Annotated in this window: 19 protein-coding genes and 1 pseudogene; 14 read left to right on the top strand and 6 right to left on the bottom strand. The window is 65.2% G+C overall.

All coding sequences use genetic code 11. The features are described from left to right. Nucleotides 1-22: 22 nt before the first annotated feature. Both dnaN and dnaA read right to left on the bottom strand, forming a co-directional pair. Nucleotides 23-1165, bottom strand: a complete 1143-nt coding sequence (gene dnaN / locus AC04ME_RS01130) for a DNA polymerase III subunit beta (RefSeq protein WP_042541557.1) — start codon at nt 1163-1165, stop codon at nt 23-25. Nucleotides 1166-1658: 493 nt separating this feature from the next. Then, nucleotides 1659-2987 (bottom strand): annotated as a pseudogene (gene dnaA / locus AC04ME_RS01125) (chromosomal replication initiator protein DnaA); the annotation flags it as partial. A gap of 378 nt (nt 2988-3365) precedes the next feature. Between dnaA and rpmH the strand changes: the two are divergent. The 13 genes from rpmH (at nt 3366) to AC04ME_RS01060 (ending at nt 14633) form a co-directional block, all read left to right on the top strand. After that, nucleotides 3366-3503, top strand: coding sequence for a 50S ribosomal protein L34 (rpmH, locus tag AC04ME_RS01120; protein ID WP_042541555.1), 138 nt, complete (start codon nt 3366-3368; stop codon nt 3501-3503). Between the two features lie 6 nt (nt 3504-3509). After that, on the top strand, nt 3510-3854 hold the full coding sequence (rnpA, locus tag AC04ME_RS01115; protein WP_475433144.1) for a ribonuclease P protein component: 345 nt from the start codon (nt 3510-3512) through the stop codon (nt 3852-3854). Continuing rightward, a complete protein-coding gene (yidD, locus tag AC04ME_RS01110; RefSeq protein WP_042541553.1) occupies nt 3851-4201 on the top strand; it encodes a membrane protein insertion efficiency factor YidD in 351 nt (116 codons plus the stop codon). The genes rnpA and yidD overlap by 4 nt, the downstream gene beginning before the upstream one ends. A gap of 3 nt (nt 4202-4204) precedes the next feature. Further along, nucleotides 4205-5275, top strand: coding sequence for a membrane protein insertase YidC (gene yidC / locus AC04ME_RS01105; RefSeq protein WP_042541552.1), 1071 nt, complete (start codon nt 4205-4207; stop codon nt 5273-5275). A gap of 8 nt (nt 5276-5283) precedes the next feature. After that, the gene (locus AC04ME_RS01100; protein WP_153302332.1) at nt 5284-5763 is read left to right on the top strand and encodes a Jag family protein; all 480 of its coding nucleotides are present in this window, start codon (nt 5284-5286) and stop codon (nt 5761-5763) included. Between the two features lie 34 nt (nt 5764-5797). Beyond that, nucleotides 5798-6427, top strand: coding sequence for a 16S rRNA (guanine(527)-N(7))-methyltransferase RsmG (gene rsmG, locus AC04ME_RS01095; RefSeq protein WP_475433141.1), 630 nt, complete (start codon nt 5798-5800; stop codon nt 6425-6427). 2701 nt (nt 6428-9128) lie between these two features. Next, nucleotides 9129-9587, top strand: coding sequence for a dephospho-CoA kinase (locus tag AC04ME_RS01090; RefSeq protein WP_042541571.1), 459 nt, complete (start codon nt 9129-9131; stop codon nt 9585-9587). Nucleotides 9588-9790: 203 nt separating this feature from the next. Then, nucleotides 9791-9931, top strand: coding sequence for a hypothetical protein (locus AC04ME_RS01085; RefSeq protein ID WP_156145942.1), 141 nt, complete (start codon nt 9791-9793; stop codon nt 9929-9931). A gap of 461 nt (nt 9932-10392) precedes the next feature. Beyond that, the gene (locus AC04ME_RS01080) at nt 10393-11268 is read left to right on the top strand and encodes a ParA family protein (RefSeq protein ID WP_153302272.1); all 876 of its coding nucleotides are present in this window, start codon (nt 10393-10395) and stop codon (nt 11266-11268) included. Then, complete coding sequence (locus AC04ME_RS01075; protein ID WP_079113844.1) at nt 11268-12236, top strand: ParB/RepB/Spo0J family partition protein; 969 nt, start codon at nt 11268-11270, stop codon at nt 12234-12236. The genes AC04ME_RS01080 and AC04ME_RS01075 overlap by 1 nt, the downstream gene beginning before the upstream one ends. A 62-nt stretch (nt 12237-12298) precedes the next feature. Then, nucleotides 12299-13747: a sugar porter family MFS transporter gene (locus tag AC04ME_RS01070; RefSeq protein ID WP_475433139.1), complete on the top strand. Its 1449-nt coding sequence runs from the start codon at nt 12299-12301 to the stop codon at nt 13745-13747. A gap of 9 nt (nt 13748-13756) precedes the next feature. Continuing rightward, nucleotides 13757-14092, top strand: a complete 336-nt coding sequence (locus tag AC04ME_RS01065) for a hypothetical protein (protein ID WP_042541545.1) — start codon at nt 13757-13759, stop codon at nt 14090-14092. A gap of 22 nt (nt 14093-14114) precedes the next feature. Then, nucleotides 14115-14633: a GrpB family protein gene (locus AC04ME_RS01060; protein WP_042541544.1), complete on the top strand. Its 519-nt coding sequence runs from the start codon at nt 14115-14117 to the stop codon at nt 14631-14633. A gap of 58 nt (nt 14634-14691) precedes the next feature. On the opposite strand, the gene trxA is transcribed toward AC04ME_RS01060, so the two are convergent. From trxA to AC04ME_RS01040, 4 genes are all read right to left on the bottom strand, one after another. After that, nucleotides 14692-15015, bottom strand: coding sequence for a thioredoxin (gene trxA / locus AC04ME_RS01055; protein WP_042541543.1), 324 nt, complete (start codon nt 15013-15015; stop codon nt 14692-14694). Nucleotides 15016-15081: 66 nt separating this feature from the next. Then, nucleotides 15082-16056, bottom strand: coding sequence for a thioredoxin-disulfide reductase (gene trxB, locus AC04ME_RS01050; protein WP_042541570.1), 975 nt, complete (start codon nt 16054-16056; stop codon nt 15082-15084). Nucleotides 16057-16145: 89 nt separating this feature from the next. Beyond that, nucleotides 16146-17759 carry a murein biosynthesis integral membrane protein MurJ gene (murJ, locus tag AC04ME_RS01045; RefSeq protein WP_042541542.1) on the bottom strand — a complete coding sequence of 538 codons (1614 nt, stop codon included), beginning with the start codon at nt 17757-17759 and terminating at the stop codon, nt 16146-16148. Then, entirely contained in the window at nt 17752-19965 is a 2214-nt protein-coding gene (locus AC04ME_RS01040) for a DUF6049 family protein (RefSeq protein ID WP_475433134.1), read from the bottom strand. The genes murJ and AC04ME_RS01040 overlap by 8 nt, the downstream gene beginning before the upstream one ends. 75 nt (nt 19966-20040) lie before the next feature. Between AC04ME_RS01040 and AC04ME_RS01035 the strand changes: the two genes are divergently transcribed. Beyond that, on the top strand, nt 20041-21597 hold the full coding sequence (locus AC04ME_RS01035; RefSeq protein ID WP_475433132.1) for a class I SAM-dependent methyltransferase: 1557 nt from the start codon (nt 20041-20043) through the stop codon (nt 21595-21597). The last annotated feature ends 16 nt before the right edge of the window (nt 21598-21613 follow it).

The raw sequence follows: 21613 nt of genomic DNA, 5'->3' as shown, positions 1-21613 counted from the left end.
GCGGAGCGCGCCCGTCGCAGGATCAGCGGAGCAGCAGGTTGGGCTGCAGCAGGTACTTGAACGAGTCGAGTCCGGCCTGATCGACCGAGGTCTGGCTCGTGATCAGCACGGGGCTGAGCTTGTTCGCGTTGTCGCTCGAGGTGAACGTGACGCGCACGAACTCGCTCTTGACCGCTCCGAGTGCCTCGATGAGGTACTGCGGGTTGAGACCGAGAGTGACATCGTCGCCACCGTTCAGGATCGCGTCGACGGACTCCGATGCACGGGCGTGCTCACTGCCCGATGCGTCCATCGTGACGCTGTCGGACGTGAACGTGAAGCGCAGCGGAGCTGCACGATCCAGCACGAGCGACACACGGCGCACCGCTTCGACCAGGTCGGCGGTGTTGACGACCGCGTAGTGCTCGGTCTGCTCGGGGAAGAGACGACGGACAGGCGGGAAGTTGCCCTTGATCAGGAGCGAGGTGACGGTTTTGTTTCCCGCAGTGAAGGCGATGATCTCACGATCGCCGGCTCCGGAGAACGCGATCTGGATCGTCCCGGCGTGACCGAAGGTCTTTCCGACCTCGAGAAGCGTGCGTGCGGGAACCAGTGCGCTCGCCTCGACGGCCTCGCCATCCCACGGCACGTCCCTGAGCGAGACGCGGTAGCGGTCGGTGGCGACCAGGCTGAGCGTGTGCCCGGAGACTTCGAGCTGGACACCGGTGAGCACAGGGGTGACGTCATCGCGTGATGCGGCGAAGCCGACCTGTGCGATCGCCGTTCCGAAGTCGTCGGCGGGAACCACACCGGACGAGCCGGACACCTCGGGGATCGAGGGATATTCCTCGACCGGCATGGCTGCGAGGGTGAATCGTGCGGAGCCGCAGGTGACCGTGATGCTGCCGTCGTCCTCGACGGCGATCTCGATCGGCGCGTTGGGGAGGCGGCTGGCGATGTCGGAGAGCAGGCGACCGTGGACGAGGATCGTGCCGGGAGTGTCGACCGTGGCTTCGATGGTGGTCCGAGCGGATGCTTCGTAGTCGAAAGCGGAGAGAGTCAGTCCGGATCCGTCTGCCTCGATCAGGACTCCGGCGAGGATCGGCTGCGGGTTGCGCTGCGGAAGGAGCTTGACGACGAAGGACACAGCCTCGCTGAAGACATCGCGGTTGACCTGAAACCTCACGGGTGCTCCCTTGTCGTCATTCTGAGACGGTTCGTCATCGGTCCTGCCTGTGCAGGGCTTCCCATGCTAGCCCCACAGTCGGGCGTATCCCTACGAGCGGCGCAAACCTCCGTCCCGTCGGACTTTCCCCACCGTCTGGTGATCGGATCGCCCTTGAATTGAATTAACTCCTTAACGGTGTTAACACCTGTGGATACTGTGGATAACTCGGTGGAAAGCAGACGCGAGTAAGGAACTACACGGTTGTCAGTTGTGGAAACCCTGAGGAATCCGCGGGTGGACACCTTCCCCTCGGTCCGACCGTCTCCCCTAGTTATCCACAGGTTCGGTGGTTTCACACACATCCGTCCCGATCTCGAGGCGAGTCATCCACAAGTTATCCACATGTGCAAACTGGCATCGATCGAGCCGGCCGTATGCCTCTCACACGCACAGAAAGGGGGTCGTAGCGTCCCAACGGAAGCCACGACCCCCTTTTCGAGGTGTCGTGAGGTCAGCGCCGACCGAGCTGCGTAGTGATCTCGGTCACCTGGTTGTAGATCGAACGACGCTCCTTCATGAGCTCACTGATCTTCTTGTAGGCGTACATGACCGTGGTGTGATCTCGGTTGCCGAACAGCTGCCCGATCTTCGGCAGTGACAGGCTCGTGCGCTCCCGACACAGGTACATGGCGATCTGACGCGACGTGGCGATCTGCTGCGACCTGCTCGAGCCATAGAGGTCGTCGACGGTCAGCTTGAAGTACTGCGCGGTGGCGGTGATGATGTCGGTCGGCGAGATGATGTTGTCTTCCGCCGTGTCGATGATGTCGCGCAGCACCGTCTGAGCGAGGGAGATGTCGAGAGCCGAGCGGTTCAGGCTGGCGAAGGCCGAGACCCGGATCAGCGCGCCCTCGAGTTCGCGGATGTTCGACGACACCACCGTGGCGATGTACTCGAGTACCTCGTCGGGAATATGAAGGGCTTCGCTCTGCGCCTTCTTGCGCAGGATCGCGATTCTGGTCTCGAGGTCGGGAGCCTGGACGTCGGTGATCAGGCCCCACTCGAACCGGCTGCGCATGCGGTCCTCGAAGCCGGTCAGGTGCTTCGGGGCGACGTCGCTCGTGATCACGACCTGCTTGTTGTGGTCGTGGAGCGTGTTGAAGGTGTGGAAGAAGGCTTCCTGCGTCTCGGCGCGACCCTGGAGGAACTGGATGTCATCGATCAGGAGGATGTCGACATCGCGGTAACGAGCCTGGAAGGCCGCGCCTCGGTTGTTCGCGATCGAGTTGATGAAGTCGTTCGTGAACTCCTCACTCGACACGTACCTGACCTTGACGCCGGCGTAGAGCGACTGGGCGTAGTCTCCGATCGCGTGCAGCAGGTGGGTCTTGCCCAGGCCCGAGTCACCGTAGATGAAGAGCGGGTTGTATGCCTTGGCCGGCGCCTCGGCGACCGCGACTGCTGCGGCATGAGCGAACCTGTTGGACTGGCCGATGACGAAGTTGTCGAAGGTGTACTTGGGGTTGAGGCGTGATTCGTGACGCTGCTGCGTCGGCTGCTCCATCGGAGATTCGACGCGCGTCTGCTCCTGGCGGCCGTAGTCCGCAACGGCGATGGGCGCCGTCGGCTGCTCGGCGAGTTCGTGGTTGACCACCACTCGGTAGGAGGTGACCTCGTCGCCGATGTGTGAGAGAGCCTCCATGATCGGCAGCCGCAGCCGCTTGTTGATCTGCGCCGCGGTGAGATCGTTGGGTACCTCGAGATAGAGCGTCGCCGCCATCACACCGGCGGGAACCGCGAGGCTGAGGAATCCCTGGAGCTGAGGGGTGACTCGGTCATCCGCTTCGAGGAGCTCCTGCACCGTGGTCCAGATCGGAACGTCGGGCTGGGCAGGTGATGACATGACGCTCCGTGCTGAGGGGCGACGGGCCGTCGGGATGACGCGGCTCGCCTGTGGATAACTTCGGATGCCACGGTAGTCACCACGGCTGTGAACGGCAACCTGCCCTGAGAAATCCGCGCGCGTGTTGCGCATACGTGCACGGGGCAGGTTGTGGATAATAGCTGTGCGGATCCTGTCAGGGTCCGTGCCGAAGCGCGCAGATTTGCTCTGTGGGCCGCCAGGACGTACCCTTAATCGGTTGACTTATGCCTGAATGGCAGATCCCTATGTCTCCGGTCAAAATGATCCCGGTGGCAGCATTCCCGGAGTGATTTCATGAGCAAGCGCACCTTCCAGCCCAACAACCGTCGTCGCGCCAAGAAGCACGGCTTCCGTCTTCGCATGCGCACGCGCGCCGGTCGTTCGATCCTCTCGGCCCGTCGCGCGAAGGGCCGCACCGAGCTCTCCGCGTAAATCGCTGTGCTCGCCCGCCCGTTTCGTGTGACCCGCGGGAGCGACTATCGCCTGGTCGTTCGACGCGGATCCCGTTGTGGCGGAGCCAAAGTCGTCACATCGATACTGACGACGGGCGAGAGCAGAGCCGCGAGGTTCGGATTCATCATCAGCAAGCAGGTGGGCACCGCTGTGGTGCGCAACACCGTGCGTCGGCGACTCAAAGCCGTGTGTGCGGATGCGCTGTCGCGGGTCCCCGAGGGCACGGATGTCGTCATCCGTGCCCTTCCTGCATCCGCGACAGCCACCTACGCAGAGCTGAGCGCCGATGTGAATCACTGCCTCGACCGCCTCGGGCAGGGTCGAGCATGACCGCCCTTCCGGCATCTTCGATCGGCAGCGCTCATCTGCAGACCGGGGACGTGCTGCGCAGCATCCCGCTGATTCCGAGGAATCTCGTTCTGGGGTTCCTCACCGGGTATCGCAAGGTGATCTCCCCCATGTACGGAGATGTCTGCGCCTATTACCCATCCTGTTCCGCTTACGCTGTAGGTGCGGTGCAACAGCACGGCGCGGTGAAGGGAGCGATGCTCTCGGCATGGCGCATCCTTCGTTGCAATCCCTGGAGCCACGGCGGCGTCGACGACGTCCGTCCGCACCAACACTTCCGTTATGACCTGACCGCTCGCGGTTTCGTCGTCCCTGCCCGAAAGGATTGATCGGTGGGTCTTGACCTTCTGCTCGCCAGCGCAACACCGTCACCGGAGCCTGCCTCCGGCGGCTTCGATCTGATCGGAACCATTCTCTGGCCCCTCAAGTGGGTCGTCGAGCTCGTCCTCGTCGCCTGGCACTGGCTTCTGACCGCCGTCGGTCTGCCGGCAGCATCCGGTCTGACCTGGGTGCTCTCGATCGTCGGCCTCGTGATCGTGGTGCGCGCTGCCCTGATCCCGCTCTTCGTGAAGCAGATCAAGAGCCAGCGAAAGATGATGGAAATCGCTCCTGAACTGCGGAAAGTTCAGGAGAAGTACCGGGGTAAGAAGGATCAGCTGTCTCGTGAGGCGATGAGCCGCGAGACCATGGGCCTCTATAAGAAGCACGGCACGACGCCGATGTCGAGCTGTCTGCCGCTCCTCGTGCAGATGCCGATCTTCTTCTCTCTGTTCAGTGTGCTGAGCGATGTCTCGAAGCACCACAATCAGGGCGTCGGCGGCGTGGGCCTGCTGAATGCAGAGCTCACCGAGCAGTTCTACAACGCGGAGCTCTTCGGGGTCGCGTCTCTTCACGAGACGCTCGGCAACGCAGTGGACGCCGGCAACACCACCGCGATCATCATCCTGGTCACGCTCGTCGTGCTCATGATCGCGTCGCAGTTCTTCACGCAGCTGCAGATCATCTCGAAGAACCTGTCGCCCGAGGCCAAGACCGGCCAGGCGTACCAGATGCAGAAGATCATGCTCTACGTGCTGCCGCTCGGCTTCATCTTCTCGGGCATCTTCTTCCCGCTCGGCGTCGTCGTGTACTGGTTCATCTCGAACCTGTGGACCATGGGTCAGCAGTTCCTGGTCATCCGCGAGATGCCGACTCCCGGTTCTGAAGCCGCGAAGGCGCGTGAAGAGCGACTCGCCCGCAAGGGCAAGGCGATCGATTCCTCGGGCAAGGTCGTTCCCATGGCCGCCTACGAAGCAGAGCAGCAGCGGCTGCTCGAAGAGGCGGAGCGCGCCAAGGCGCAGACTCCGAAGCGCCAGCAGCCCGTGGGCAAGAAGCGTGCCAAGAAGAAGGGGAGCGGTTCGTGACCGACAACATGACCGAGACCGTGGAGCCCACGGTCGCCGAGCTCGAGAACGAGGGCGACGTCGCCGCTGACTACCTCGAAGAGCTGCTCGACATCGCTGACATCGACGGTGACCTCAACCTCGATGTCCGCCAGGGCCGCGCCTACGTGTCGGTCGAGGCTGAGGGAGATGGACTGGCTCTGCTGTCGGCTCCCGACACGGTGCAGGCTCTTCAGGAACTGACCCGCCTGGCTGTTCAGAACAAGACCGGTTCGTTCTCGCGACTGATCCTCGATGTCGGCGGGTCTCGCGACGCACGCCGTCGCCAGCTCGAGACGCTGGTGAATGCGGCGGCCGCGAAGCTCGATGATGGAGCGACTCAGGCATCGTTGCCCGCGATGTCCAGCTATGAGCGCAAGCTTGTGCACGATATTGCCGCTGATCAGGGACTTGTTTCCGAGTCGTACGGCGAGGGTGCCGACCGCCACACGGTTCTGCGGCGTCGTTGACGTTTCACGTGGAACATCTGAGCGGGATGCTGTCGTGAGTGGTGTCGATGTCGAGGTCGAGCCCTCCGTCGCGCCCGAGCTCTTCGGAGACCGGATCGAGCTGGCACGCCGGTTCGCAGCAGCCCTGACTGAGCATGGGGAAGAGAGGGGTCTGATCGGCCCCCTCGAGCTTCCGCGTCTGTGGACCAGGCACATTCTGAACAGCGTCATCGCTGCTCCTCTGTTCCACGGATCGGTTGCGGATATCGGCTCCGGTGCGGGACTGCCTGGAATCGTGCTCGCGATCGCCCGCCCTGACGTGGAGTGGACGCTCATCGAACCGATGGAGCGTCGCACCACGTGGCTGAACGAGCAGGTGGCGGAGTTGAGCCTGGGCAACGTCAAGGTCGTGCGCGCACGTGCTGAGGACGTGCCTCGTCCGGCGGGGTTCGATGTCGTCACCGCGCGCGCGGTCAGCGCGCTCAAGACGCTCATCCCGCTCACCGCTCCTCTCGTTCGTGATGGGGGAGAGCTCCTGCTGCTCAAGGGGATGAACGCCGACAACGAGATCGAAGCGGCGCAGAAGCAGATCAAGAAGTTCCGCCTCTCAGACGTCCGTGTCGAAGTCCTCGGAGCGGGAGTTCTCGCTGAGAGCACCCGCGTCGTTCGGGCTCGGGTTCGGTAGACAAAGCCGCGCGCTGCAGCTCCTAAGGGATCTTGGCCAGACGCGCCGGGAATCGTCGGAATACAGGGTCCGCCTTTTCGGAGGTGGCACCCACTCCAGTGTTGAGTGGCGTGACAGGGGTAGACAGTCCGAGACCGCACGAGGGGGCGTTTGCTCCCCACGTCCCCGTCGGCGCGCGATAGGTTAACGGCGAAACTCCTGCGTGGTTCTGACGTTCTCGGTGACGTCTTCTCTGGTGGCGCCCTGCCGCGGCATCGCAGACGAACTCTCGCGGTAACTGAGGTCCCACGCCTGGTTCCAGGACGAACGGTGTCCGCGCGTGACCGGCCGGCGCTCATGCACCGTTACGTCAGCGTCCGCGGGAGGTCGATGCCGAGGAGGTGCAAGGAGCCCTCGGAGATCCTGCGCGCCGTGAGTGGCGCTGTTCTGGGGCGATGGGGAGTGCACGAGGGACTTCGGCTGGTGTGGCGAGTGTTTTCGATGTTTCACGTGAAACACACGCCGGATTCGATGCTCTTCGAGCGGGAGCGCCAGCGGGTGCAGGAGCGGGAACGGGCGTGGGCTGCGCCAGCGAACCAGCTCGTTCAACCTGATCTTCGCCGTGTGACAGTGAAGGTGAGTCATAGTGGCAGCGTGTATCGTTCACGTGTCGGTAGGTCCAAGGAGTGTTTCACGTGAAACACTCCTTGTTTATGCCGCTGTTGTTTGCTCGTAGGCGTCGCGGGGTACTTCGCGAACTTCACTCGCCGGCCTGCGCGAGCCAAGTCGCAATGCACACAGGTGTTGAATCGGTGTCGCGGTCGCATGCGACTTCTGGTGGTGAGTATGGGAGTAGACCGAGGTCACTGCCGGGTCGGCCCGTTCGAGGGTTTGGTGTATCGGCATGGTGTTTCACGTGAAACGCTTCTGACGAGGGAGCAGTGGTCCGCTCATAGGGCTCGACACCCGCCGTGAGCGTCACTATCCGCTCCGGCAGTCCGGGGGGTAGGTGGATCGGCATCGTGTTTCACGTGAAACGCTTCTGGTGAAGGAGCTGTGGTTTGCTCATAGGGTTCGAAGCCCGCCGCGAGCGACACGCCCCCTGTCCGGCCTGAGCCGGGTCAGCGAAGTCGCCCGGCATTGAGCCTGCTCGGCGAGATCTCATGAAGGTGTGCGGGCATGCGTCATGTGCGCGTCCCTGCAGTAGATCCTTCTCAGTGGGAGGTGCCTATCCAGCCCGGTTGACACTGGTGACAATGCTCTGTCGACCGCACCGAGCCGGAGGGGACCGGACCGATCCGAGTAGCCAGGGCGCGAGGGGCGCTATCCCGTTGTGTCTCTCGCTGCGCTTTCAAGAGGGATCCCTTGAGCATGTTTCACGTGAAACGCACCTCTCTGCCCCTCGGGGGAGAGCCCCTCGTCCGGAGTGACTCGTTCGTCCAGCGTCAGTGGAGTCGGCGAAATACCTGAACGTAGTGCCGCGATTCGAGATCTGGTCGTGCCGCGGACACGCCTTCGCGACCTTCCAATCAGCCCGGCTGCCTACGTGCATAGTGGCTGTTCGTAGCCGCGATAACGGTGCTCGTGGCGTGAGGAGTCGAACCACGACAGGTGGCGGTGAGGTGTGACCACATCTAACACGCACCATCTGGGTATGGGACGGGTGTTTCACGTGAAACGTCATTGTGAGAAGCGTCGTCTACCCCAGAAGGCTCGAGTGCGCCCGCACCAGTCGGCGCGTACAGCCATGAGATGGCGATAACTGTGGCAGCCGAGAGGGTTCGTACCTCTTAGCGATGCCGCGGTGCGTTGCGGCATCGTCTCCTCACCAGAGGAACATGGAGGAGTCCTTTGGAGCGTGCTTCCACACACCCAGCGGAACCGCAGGGTCGTGTTGGGAGTGTCACACGTCCGTTGTGTCCTATGGCGAACGAGCCGTAGGCGCGAGATTGGGGTCTAGACCTGATTGGGGGGGAGGGGCTGCACAGAGGATGATCATCAAGGGCGTTTCACGTGAAACATCGCGCTCACGTGAAGCAGCTGTCTCACGTGGAACACCGTGGTCGCGTGACTCTCATATACGTGACTCGAGCGGTCCGATCAGATTCTGAGTGCGACTGGGACTATGGGCCGCGGGAGTTCGAGCCCCACAGGAGGCCACCTCTTGGGGTTACGTGAAGTGCAGGCGACCCGTTTTAATCGCGGGATGTGCGATCCCACGACGGTGGGTGGTCGGGCTTTCCGGCCTTGGTGGCTGACCCAAGCGCGGGGAAGTGGGGATACGCGCTGGGTAGGAGGCCGTTCCTATTCCGAAGACTCACTTCACGCGTTTGGGGCCAACACACGCTGTGGCAACAGAGGGTAGGTGAGCGATTTGCGAGGCTCTTCAGGACGGCCGAACTACGGAGAGCTCTCGCGCGTAGACCGTGAGCGGCGCGGCCACATCAGGAAAAGGGGTCTCTGACCCAACTACCCCGATGACCGGAGACCGAGTCAGTGCGACGGTGCCCGAGAGCGCCGGAGTCACCCGGCGCATCGATCGTGGAGGAGCCGAACGGAACGCAGGGACCGTCGCGACGATAGGGGTCGACGATAGGGGTCACAGTGAGTCGCGCGATCCGTAGAGGGGCAAGCCAGCCGATGTGCCGTCAGCATGGGTACAGTCGGGTGGCACTGACGCGGAGAGCCAATGTTCCACGTGAAACATCGGTATCGTGAGCACATGGTTCGCTTGCTCATCACTGGTATGTCGGGTGTCGGCAAGTCGAGCGTACTCCGCGAGTTGGAGGAGCGGGGCTACCCCGTGGTCGATACGGACTACGGCCACTGGACCACCGAGGCGGGGCTGTGGGACGACGTTCTCATGGGTGCTCTGTTGGGGGAGAGTACCGAAGTGGTCGTGTCCGGCACCGTCGAGAATCAAGGCGACTTCTACGACCGCTTCGATCACGTGGTTCTGTTGTCGGCGCCCATCGCGGTACTTCTCGACAGGGTACGGCGACGCACCACGAACCCCTACGGCTCGACCGCAGCTGAGCAGGAAGAGATCACGTCGAATCAGGCGTCGGTTGAACCACGGCTCCGTGCGACGGCGACGGTGGAGATCGACGCTACGCAATCCCTCGAATATGTGGTCGATCGGATCGAAGAGCTCTTGCGCGGCGCTGACCGTTCCACGTGAAACACACCGACTTCGTTCGCTCGCGAGGATGCATGCGCGAGAACGATGGCAGAGGCCGACAAGGCTCCGCGGCGCCGACAGGGATGACCCAGCCGTTGTCCCATAGCTGTGCGCAGGCTGCCGGCAGCGCAGCGGATGCGCAGTTCAGGAGGTGATTCGGCTGATCTCCACCGGTATGAGCGCGCATCACAACGATGGTGAGGATGAGCCCAGCCCGCACATCGCGTGCCGCACGGGATGATGCGTTCCTGCTGTTCGACCACTTCGCGTGTGAGGCCCACGATGCAGAGGGCGAGGGCTGGTCGCAGTCGGCGATGCTCCAGCGGACGACGACGCAGCCGTGATCCCCCGCCGGCGTGTGTGCAGCCCAGGACGGGAGACGAGACGCCACGCCAAGGCAACACACACAGAGCGTGATCCATCTTCCGTGCCACCATCGTGCACACCATGCGAGGGAGTCGATGATGACGAAGGCGCGGGGACCGCAATCGCGCACATCCACCGGGAGTGAAGGTGCGGGACCAGCTCGTGCTCCGATCCCGCGCACGACGGAGCGCCTCTGAGCCCTACCCATGCTTCGCCCCCAGAACCTGAGCGCGCAGCGGGGCGTGTGCGCCGCGAGACTCGCTGCTCCCGGGCGAGTTGACCCGGAGAGACTCTCGGAAATCGCCACCGATCCCGCCGCCAGCGCCAGCTCCGACGCAGCAACGTCCCCCGCAGCGATTAGAGTGGAGGACGGCCCCGAAAGGAGTGGATGTTTCACGTGAAACAGCCCGAAAAGGCATCACCGAAGGACTCTTTCGGGATGGATACGCCGCTCGCGCGGGAACTCGCCGACCTCTCCGCTCGACGCCGTGCGCTCGAGACGGTGAACATCGATTTCACCGGAGACACTCGCATCCTCACGGTCTCGAACCAGAAGGGCGGTGTCGGCAAGACCACGAGCGCCGTCAACGTCGCTTCGGCACTGGCGGGTCTTGGCGCCAAGGTCCTGGTGATCGACCTCGACCCACAGGGCAACGCATCGACCGCTCTCGGTGTGCCGCACAACGCCGATACCCCGAGTGTGTACGACGTTCTGATCGACGACGTCCCGCTCGCCGACATCGTGCAGCAGAGCCCGGAAGACGAGAACCTCTTCTGCGCTCCGAGCACCATCCACCTCGCCGGGGCTGAGATCGAGCTCGTGGCTCAGGTCGCGCGTGAGCATCGCCTGCGACGAGCGCTCGACGCTTATCTCGTCGACAGCCCGATGGATTTCGTCATCATCGACTGCCCTCCTTCTCTGGGTCTGCTCACGATCAACGCCTTCACGGCGGCGAGTGAGGTCTTCATCCCGATCCAGTGCGAGTACTACGCACTCGAGGGGCTGAGCCAGCTTCTCGGCAGCATCCAGATGATCCAGAAGCACCTGAATCCTGGGCTTCATCTCTCCACGATCCTGCTGACGATGTTCGACGGCCGCACGCGGCTGGCGCAGCAGGTCGCTGACGAGGTCCGCACACACTTCCCCGATCAGGTGCTCGACACCGTCATCCCGCGCTCGGTGCGGGTGTCGGAGGCACCGAGTTTCGGTCAGACCGTGATCGCCTACGATGGGCAATCCGCCGGCGCCGTCGCGTATCGCGAGGCCGCTGTCGAGATCGCGTCGCGGACGGCGACGCAGAGCAAGGAGAAATGATGGCGAAGCGCACTGGACTGGGTCGGGGCATCGGTGCTCTCATTCCCACAGCAGATCAGTCCGAGCGTCCCGTGGATGTGTTCTTCCCCGGTGCCAACCTGCGTCCGGCGACGGATCAGACCAGCGACCAGCCTGCCGCTGAAGCCGACCTCGAGGTCGTGCCCGGCATCCACCTGATTCAGGTCGACCCGCAGAAGATCGTGCCGAACCCGCGCCAGCCGCGTACGCACTTCAATGCGGAGGATCTCGCGGAGCTCGTGCACAGCGTGCGCGAGTTCGGCGTGCTGCAGCCGGTCGTGGTGCGCAAGAACAGTGACGGCGAGTACGAGCTGATCATGGGGGAGCGGCGCACCCGCGCTGCCCGTGAAGCCGGCCTGGAGAAGATCCCCGCCATCGTCCGCGAGACCGCCGACGAAGATCTCCTGCGCGACGCACTGCTCGAGAACCTGCACCGCTCCGAGCTGAACCCACTCGAAGAGGCCTCGGCCTACCAGCAGCTGCTCGAGGACTTCGGCATCACCCAGGAGGAGCTGGCTACTCGGATCGGCCGATCGCGCCCGCAGATCAGCAACACGATCCGCCTGCTCAAGCTGCCCATGCCCGTGCAGCAGCGCGTGGCCGCAGGTGTGCTGACCGCAGGACACGCTCGCGCGATCCTCAGCCTGGAGACGCCGGAGGCGATGCAGCGGCTTGCTGACAAGGTCGTGAACGAAGACCTGTCGGTACGAGCCACCGAGGTCGCCGCGAAGACCGAGCCGGCGAGTCCCGGTCGCACCGCGAAGCCGACCCCCGGCGCTCGCCGAGCCTATCTCGATGAGGTCGCCGGCACCCTCGGGGATCGCCTCAACACCCGGGTCAAGGTCTCGCTGGGTGCACGAAAAGGCCAGGTCATCATCGATTTCGCTTCGATCCAGGACCTGAACCGGATCCTCAGCGAACTCGGCGAATCGGGGTATGGCCCGGCGTGATGCCGCGCCGCAGCCACTGACCGGTCGTAGACTCTCGACATCGCGATGACGAGAGGGATGCCATGTTCAAAGCGCTGAATCCGGAAGGCGTCAGGCGACGCGTCATCGCGGTGAGTATCGCCGCAGCTCTCGGAGGGTTCCTCTTCGGTTTCGACACTGCGGTGATCAACGGCGCCGTCGATGCCCTCGCGGGCGATGTCTCGGGCTTCGACCTCGGGGTCGGGCTCAAGGGCTTCGCCGTCTCGTCGGCTCTGATCGGCTGCGCGGTGGGAGCGTGGTTCGCAGGCCCCATCGCGAACAAACGGGGGCGCATCCCCGTCATGGTCGTCGCCGCGGCGATGTTCTTCATCTCGGCGATCGGATCCGGACTCGCCTTCAGCGTCGTCGACCTGATCATCTGGCGGGTGATCGGGGGACTCGGCGTCGGTGCGGCATCCGTCATCGCCCCTGCATACATCGCTGAGGTCTCACCTGCCGCGATTCGAGGACGACTGGGGTCTTTGCAGCAGCTCGCCATCGTCACGGGTATCTTCGCTGCGCTCCTGTCGGACGCCCTGCTCGCGAACATCGCAGGGGCAGCGGACCAGCCCCTGTGGGGGCTCACGGCATGGCGCTGGATGTTCATGGTGGCGGCGATCCCCGCGCTGGTCTACGGGCTGGTGTCTCTGCGGCTTCCAGAGTCACCGAGGTATCTCGTGCGCAAGGGCGACATGACACGTGCCGCAGAGGTGCTTGAGACCGTCACAGGCGCCGTCGACGTCGACGCGAAGATCAAGGAGATCACCAGCACGATCGACACGGAGCGCAAGGAGTCACTGCGCGACCTCCGCGGCAGCCGTCTCGGGCTCAAGCCGATCGTCTGGGTCGGCATCCTGCTGTCGGTGTTCCAGCAGTTCGTCGGCATCAACGTCATCTTCTACTACTCGACGACGCTGTGGCAGTCGGTCGGATTCGACGAGTCGAGCGCTCTGCTGACCTCGGTCATCACGTCGGTGACGAACATCGTGGTGACGATCATCGCGATCCTGCTCGTCGACAAGGTGGGGCGCCGCATCATGCTCCTGGTCGGTTCGGTGGGCATGACAGTGACCCTCGGGCTCATGGCTCTGGCCTTCTCGTTCGGCACGCTCGACGCCGAAGGCGCGGCGACGCTTCCCGATCCATGGGCGACAGTGGCCCTGATCTGCGCCAACGGCTTCGTGGTGTTCTTCGGAGCCACCTGGGGTCCGCTCGTGTGGGTTCTTCTGGGCGAGATCTTCCCGAACTCGATCCGTGCCGGTGCCCTTGCGGTCGCTGCGGCCGCGCAGTGGGCGGCCAACTTCTTCATCTCGACGACGTTCCCGATCTTCGCCGACATCGGCCTCACGTTCGCGTACGGCTTCTACGCGTTCTTCGCTCTGCTGTCGTTCTTCTTCGTGTACTTCAAGGTGCCGGAGACCAAAGGCAAAGAGCTCGAGGAGATGACCGACGAGCTGACGGTGGAGCGCCGGGGCACGCGCAAGGCGACGTAGGCTGGAAGCATGACAGAGTCCGTTCCGCGCCGCGCCAGCCTCGAAGTGCTGAGAGCAGAAGCGTCGGACGAACTCGCCGTGCTGATCCAGGAGAGGCTTCTGAGCGGAGAAGACCCCTGGGAGTTCATGGAGGAGCTGCCGAGCGTCGACGAGCTCGTCGTCTACCTGCTGCGCGCCGACAACATCACGGCGAACGACGGCGTGCGCCCGAACGCCGCCCGGCACTACCGTGTGCTTCGCCAGATCGCGCTGGAGTACCCGGAGCTCACTCCGGCGGTCTGGGGCCTTCTCGACGAGAAGCAGCGCCACCGCCGCTGGGATCCCTCGGTCGCCGACGCCTCCTGAGGGCCGCGGAATCGTGCCTCGGATGCTTGTCGGCTACGACCCCACCTGGCCGGAGCAGTTCGAGAGGATCGCACGGCAGATCCGCGCTCTCGGGGATGCCGACTGGACGATCGAGCACATCGGTTCGACGGCGATCCCGGGGATGCGGGCGAAGCCCATCATCGATGTGGCCGTCAGGATCAGGGACCTCGACGACTTCGAGATCCACAGCCAGGCTCTGCATGCCGGTGGCTGGCGGCGGGGCAGCGCCGTGCGCTCGCATCCGGTGATGATCCTCGAAGCCGACGGCATCCGCAGTGCGATCGCGCACTTCTTCGTCGAGGGGGAGTGGGATGCCGTGCATCAGCGGCTGCTCAGGGACTGGCTGCGGTCGCATCCCGACGATGCCGACCGTTACTCCCACGCCAAGTGCGACGCGGTGGCCGCCGCCGCACGCGGTGCGTCGACTTACAACGCCGCGAAGACTCCCGTGATCCAGGAGATCGTCGACCGAGCGCGCGCAGCCCGAGGACTGCCCTCGGTGCCGGTCTACGACAAGTAGGCGGCACGAAGAAAGGGCCGCCACTCCCGGAGGAGTGACGGCCCGTGTCTACGCGGGATCAGCCGATGAACGCGGCGAGATCCTGCTCGAGGGCCGGCTTCGGCTTGGCGCCGATGATGGTCGTCTTGACCTCACCGCCCTGGAACACCTTCATCGCGGGGATCGAGGTGATCTGGTACTTCATCGCCAGCTGCGGGTTCTCGTCCACGTTCAGCTTGAGGATGGTGATCTTGTCGGGGTTGTCGGCCTGGATCTGGTCCAGCACCGGCGCGACCATGCGACAGGGTCCGCACCACTCGGCCCAGAAGTCCACGAGGACGGGACCTTCGGCCTGCAGAACGTCCTGCTCCCAGGTCGCCTGGCTCGTAGCCTTTGCACTCATCAGAGTTCTCCTTGTTCGAGGTTCGCCTGCTACAACAGCAGACGAGGTGAAACTGTTCCCTGCCGCTCAGGCGGTGATGATCTCGGCGGCCTCCGCAGCCGGGAACTCGACCGAGGCGTCTTCGAGATCGGCCAGGAAGTGCTCGGCGTCGAGGGCCGCGACCGTTCCCGAGCCCGCGGCCGTGATGGCCTGGCGGTAGGTGGGGTCGATGACGTCACCGGCGGCGAAGACACCGGGAACCGACGTGACCGACGAGCGGCCGTCGACCCAGATGGTGCCCTCTGCGGTCAGCTCGAGCTTGTCGTGCACGAGGTGCGTGCGCGGGTCGTTGCCGATCGCGATGAACAGACCGTCGAGGGCGAGATCGCTGAGCGTGCCGTCGACCGTGTTGCGCAGCTGCACGCCCGAGACGGAGTCGCCACCGAGGATCTCGGCGACCTCGCTGTTCCACACGAACTCGATCTTCTCGTTCGCGAACGCGCGCTCCTGCATGATCTTCGACGCACGCAGGGAGTCCTTGCGGTGGATGACGTAGACCTTCTCGGCGAAGCGGGTGAGGAACGTGGCCTCTTCCATCGCCGAGTCGCCGCCGCCGACGACAGCGATCGTCTTCTCGCGGAAGAAGAAGCCGTCGCACGTGGCGCACCACGAGACGCCGTAGCCCGAGAGACGCTCTTCGCCCTCGATGCCGAGCTTGCGGTAGGCCGAGCCGGTCGCGTAGATCAGCGCCTGGGCCTCGTGCACGGTGCCACTGCCCAGCGTGACCTTCTTGACGGGGCCGGCGAGGTCGAGCTCGGTGACGTCGTCGTAGACGACCTCGGTGCCGAACTTCTCAGCCTGCTCCTGGAACTTGGCCATGAGCTCGGGTCCCTGGATCCCCTCGGGGAAGCCGGGGTAGTTCTCGACCTCGGTGGTGTTCATCAGCTCTCCGCCGACCTCGACCGTGCTCGCGATGAGCAGCGGCTTGAGGTTCGCGCGCGCCGCGTAGATGGCGGCGGTGAATCCGGCGGGACCCGAACCGATGATGATGACCTGACGCATGTGCTCTCCGTCGTAGATGCTGAGACGCCGAAAGACGTTCGACTGCTTCAACCAATGGTAGCCGCGCGACATTCCCACGCGAGGAGCGGTCAGCGACCTGGCAGGAACCGCCGCAGCATGGAGCCCGCGACCTTGAGCTCGGGGGCACGCAGCAGGGCCAGGATGCCGATGTAGACCGCCACGACGGCGATGCCGATGATGCAGGTGCCCAGGGCACCGAAGAGCTGACTCCGGAGTGTCCAGCCGTCGTCACCGCCCATGAGGAGGAACACGCCCCAGCCGGCGGCTCCCGCCGGGATCGCCGCGAGAGCGAACCGGCCGATGGACAGCATCCACGACGCGATCTGCAGCCCGCCGATCTTGCGGTGCAGCAACCAGATCGCGAGCAGCGTCTGCGCCGTGCTCGCGATGGACTGGCCGAGGGCGACTGCTGCGGCGAGCAGGCTCGCGGGGAGAACATCGGCGGTGTAGAGGAATGACGCGAGTAGGGCCGTGCCGACGACGAGCGTGCACTGGAAGATCGTGAACCAGAAAGGCGTACGGGTGTCGTCGTAGGCGTAGAACGTCCGCTGCACGATGAACAGGATCGTCAGGGGCAGCAGTCCGATGAGGTACGCGATCAGCACCGGGGCTGCCTGGAACGTCTCGTCTATGGAACGCGTGAACACCCGGGATGCGGGAAGAGCGGCCGCTGCGACCGCGGCGATCGCGGCGATGATGAAGAACACCAGGGTGCGGATGCTGCGGCTGATGTCGGCACGCACCTCGTCGTCCCGACCGGCCGCCGCATGCTCGCTGATCTGAGTGAAGTACGGGGTGCCGATCGAGAGCACGATCACGGAGTACGGGAGCATGAAGACGAGCCATGCGTTCGCCATCACCGTGGTCGAAGCGTCGGTGCCCGACACCGTCGTAGCGATGCTGGTCTGGAAGAACCCCGCCGCGATGCCGGCGAGAGCCATCAGCAGGGTCCACCCGGCCAGTCGTCCCACAGTGCCGAGGCCCGCGCCTCGCCAGCGGAAGTCCGGGCGGAGCGAGAGGCCGGTGCGCCGCCAGAAGACGAGCAGAACCAGCGCCTGCAGCATGATGCCCAGGGTGGCCGTGCCTCCGAGCATCGCGGTCATCTCGGGCGTCCAGGCGGCGGCTCTCGTAGGCACGTTGCCGAACAGGGCACCGAGCGCCAGGAAGCCGGCGATCGACACGACGTTGTTGATGACGGGCGCCCACGTGAACGGGCCGAAGATGCGACGCGCATTGAGTGTCTCGCCGAGGAGCGCATAGATGCCGTAGAAGAGGATCTGTGGGAGACACCAATACGCGAGCGCGGTCGCCAGTGCGCGCAGCTCCTGCTGCTTGTCGGACGTCGCGAGGGCGACGAGTCCGGGGGCGGCGATCATCGCGATCGCCGTACAGACGAGGAGCACCACCACGCCCAGCGTGAACATCTTCGAGATGAAGGCGCCGCCGCCATCGGGCTTTGCGGTGGCCTTGACGATCTGAGGCACGATGACAGCCGTCAGCACGCCGACGGAGATCAGTTGAAAGACGCTGTTGGGGAGCTGATTCGCCACCGTGAAGGCGTCGGCAGCCTGAGAGATGGATCCGAGTACTCCGACGAGCACGATGCTTCGGAGGAGGCCCGTCACCCGAGAGACCATGGTGCCGGCCGCGATGACGGCGCTGGCGCGCCCGAGACTACTCATTCATCTCCTCGACGGCATCGGACTCGGATGTCGTCTCCTGTTCGTTCTCAGCGACGGCCTCGCGGCGCCGACGTCGGACGGTGCGGATGATGCCGAGACCGAGAAGCAGCACGATGAGGCCGCCGAAGACTCCGAGACCGATCGCCTCCCATTCGGCCCGCACCGAGACGCGGACGCTCTCCGGCTGACTGATGGGCACGCCGGTGGGGCTCGAGAGCGACAGCGTCAGGGTGACCTCGCCGCTACCGACACGGGCCGATACGGGGACCTTGACCCTCGTGGTGGTTCCGGGCTGGATCGTCCACGGCGTCACCGACTGCACGTCGAGACGCGGGTCGCTCGGCTTGACGCTGAGCTGGATGTTCACCGGCCACGGCAGATCGTTGCGCACCGAGAACGGCAGGTCGGCGTTGGCGGAGAGCAGCTGGATGGTGCTTGCCGGAGGGATGTCGACGGCGTTCAGGGTCTCTGTCGTCGCGATGTTCACGTCGGAGACGGCGTCGTCGAATCCCTTCTCCGTGAGGCCGACCGCAGTCGCCCGCATGATCTGGATGCGCTTGGGGCTCAGCAGCAGCTGACTGTCGTCGAGGATCGTGGAGAAATCGCCGAGCACGATCTCGCTCTCGAGCATCCGCTGCAGAGCCGTCGCACGAGCCTGATCGGGATCGGTCGAGAGCGTCGCCGGAGTCTCCGGGACTGCCAGCACCTCGGCGAGACCGAATCCGAGGGAGTCGACCGACGCGACGGCCTCTCTGAGCGCCTCGGCCGTGCGCGTCTCGTCGCGGTCGAGTCCGATCAGGAGCGGTGCGGTCGGGTTCGACTGGCCCGTCAGGGAGATGTGGGCGCTCGCCTCGGCGAGCCACTGCTGACGCGCGGCGGTGTCGTCTTCCCCCGCGGCCTGCGACAGGGCATCGGATGCTGCAGCCGAGGTGACCAGCACGCTGCGCCCATCCACACCGGCGTGCGCACCGACGGCGCCTTCGATGGCCGACGACGACAGGACCGTGACCGCGCCGTCGCTCATATACGTCGAGAAGACGTCGAGGTCGGCGGCGGACACATCGCTGCGCGGCCACAGGATTCCCGGGGTCGTTCCCTCGATGGCGGTGAGTCCGGCATCATCGGGCAGCACAGGGCCATCGGTGGGCGGCGACGTCGGTTCGTCACTCGGTGTCGGCGCCGGCGTCGGCGCAGTGCCTTCTGACGGCACAGCGCCCTCTGTCGGTACCGAGGCCGGAGTCGGCTCAGCAGTCGCGGTGGGGGTGGGGGTGGGAGTCTCGTCTGCGGGCTCGGTGAAGTTGCTCGGGTTGAGGAACGGCGCGAGCGTCGTGGGCTGCAGGAGCGTGGGAAGGCCAGCCTGAGCCTGCGTGGTGACGTCGGCATCGGCGAACTGCAGAGCGAAGCGCTCGTTGGGCAATGCGTCGAGAAGGCGCAGCCACTCGCGGGCGCTCTGCGGCGCGGAGGAGCCGAGCACCCGGATGGCGGCAGGAATCGCCGGGTCGATCGCCAGGATCGCCGAGGTTCCGCGAACTCCTTCGACGGCCGCGGTGAGTGCGCCGTCGGGGGCGGTGAGGGCACTGAGTTCGTCTGCGGTCAGGAGGGCACCGTTGTCGGGCGTGGCCGTGATCGGCACCATCACGGCGATGGGAGGGTTCGCGGCGGCGGTCACGACGAGCACCGTTGTCGACGTCACCGATCGCGCATCGTCCTGAGCATCGGTCTGTGCTCCGCTGAGGGTCGCTCGAAACGGGTAGACGCCGGGGGCGAGGTCGCCCAGAACCTCGGGCGGCAGGAAGAGGCTCGAGGTCACGGATCCCTCGGCGTCGACGGGCGCAGTCGTCTCAGAGCCGAGCTGTTCGAAGCCGCCCGTGGCGTCTGCCTCGTCGAGCCATGTCGAGACGGCGGCCTCGTCGGTGAGGGGGGTGCGGTTGAGCTCCACGGTGACGCGACCGGACGAGAGCTCGGTCCGGGAGTCGTTCTGCACGGTGATCGAGGCCGTCGTCGCGGCCCCAGGAGCGACCGTGCCGCGGACACCGGCAGAGACGAGCAGATCGATCGACGAGCCCTCGGACTCGGCATCGGTGGCGGCGAACGCGCTGCCGGCCCCCGCGCCGGCCAGGCCGAGAACGATCGCCGAGATGACGGATCCGCGTGCCAGGCGGTGCAGGCGCGTGCGGAGGCCGTTCTCGGGGGTGGTCGCGGTCATGAAGGTCTTCCTCGAACGCCGGGGATCCCAGGCTGCTCGTGAGTGCTGACCTTGTGATTCTAGGCGGCTGGCTGAATGAGAACCCTGAAGACGCGTAGAGTGACGGCCGTGTCCGACACCCTCGCCCCCACGCCCGATCCGCTCCGCAGCACCGCGCTCGCCGCGGATCTCGACGACGCGGATCTGCGTTCGGAGCCTCTTCGCCGACTGTGGGGCGAAGAGGAGGACGACGCGCTGGCCAGAGGCATGCGTGAGCCGATCCTGCGCTCGATCGCCGGTGACGGCGGTGTGCTCGCCACGCTCGGCAGGCTGCTGGTGCTCGGAATGCCGCAGCCGCTCGCCGCGGTGACCGAGGCTCTGCCGAGACTCGGCGCCGACGGCCTCGCCGCTCTCGGCCTCGCACGCATCGAGGGGAGCCATGTGGTTCCCACTGCGCTTCTGCGGCCGCAGTCGTTCGTCGACTCGGATGGGATCGGTGAATGGTGGATCGCCAGCGATCTGGATGAGGTGGCGCTCGACGGCGCGCTTCCGGCGGATCACGTTCTCGGCGTCGGCGGAGCCTCGCGCACCCTCGCCGAGATCATCATGCCGATCGAGGTCGACCGCGCTCTCGATCTGGGCACAGGGTGCGGCATCCAGGCACTTCTGGTCGCTCGCCACGCAGGCTCGGTCGTGGCCACCGACATCTCGGCGCGTGCACTCGCCTATGCCGAGTTGAACGCCCAGCTGAACGGCGTCACGAACATCGAGTTCCGCCTGGGCAGCATGTTCGACCCGGTGGAGGGGGAGGCGTTCGACCTGATCGTCTCGAACCCGCCCTTCGTGATCACCCCGCGCGCAGAGGGCGTGCCCGAATACGAGTACCGCGACGGAGGTCTCGTCGGCGACGCCCTCGTCGAGCAGTTCCTGCGCGCGGTTCCGTCGTTCCTGACTCCTGGGGGTGTGGCGCAGCTGCTCGGCAACTGGGAGTCACGCGGGGGTCAGGTGGCGTTGACCGGGCGTTCCGGTCTCGACCGCCTCTCTTCCTGGGTTCCCGGCGACCTCGACCTGTGGGTGATCCAGCGTGAAGAGCTCTCGCCGCTCGGATACGCAGAACTGTGGATCCGGGATGGGGGCACGACGCCGCGGGATGCCGCGTTCACTCCGCTCCTCACGGCGTGGCTCGACGACTTCACCGCCCGAGGCGTCACCGCGGTCGGATTCGGCTACATCCTGGTGCGCAGACCGGCCGCCGACGGTGTCCCGCTGCGCCGTCTCGAGCGCGTGACGCAACCCGTCTCGAATGTGGGCGCCGCACTGCGCGCGGGCCTCGCCGCACACGATGTGCTCGCGACCGGACTGCCCGCCACGCTGCTCGTCGCTCCCGACGTCACCGAGGCACGCCATCTGCTCCCCGGCAACGACGACCCGAGCATCATCGAACTCCGACAGGGCGGGGGATTCGCCCGCACGATCACGGTCGATCCCGCGCTCGCCGGTTTCGTCGGAGCGTGCGACGGCGACCTCACCGTCATGCAGATCGTCTCGGCCCTCGCCGACCTGTTCGAGGTGCCGCTCGTCGAGCTGTGGGCCGACCTCGAACCCCGTATCCGGCAGCTCGTGCTCGACGGCCTGCTGGTTCCGGGGGAGTGATGACGGAATACCGCAC

This window comes from Microbacterium sp. LjRoot205, assembly GCF_056175745.1.
The sequence above is the reverse complement of the archived record's forward strand: the minus strand, read 5'-3'. Positions and strand labels throughout refer to the sequence as shown.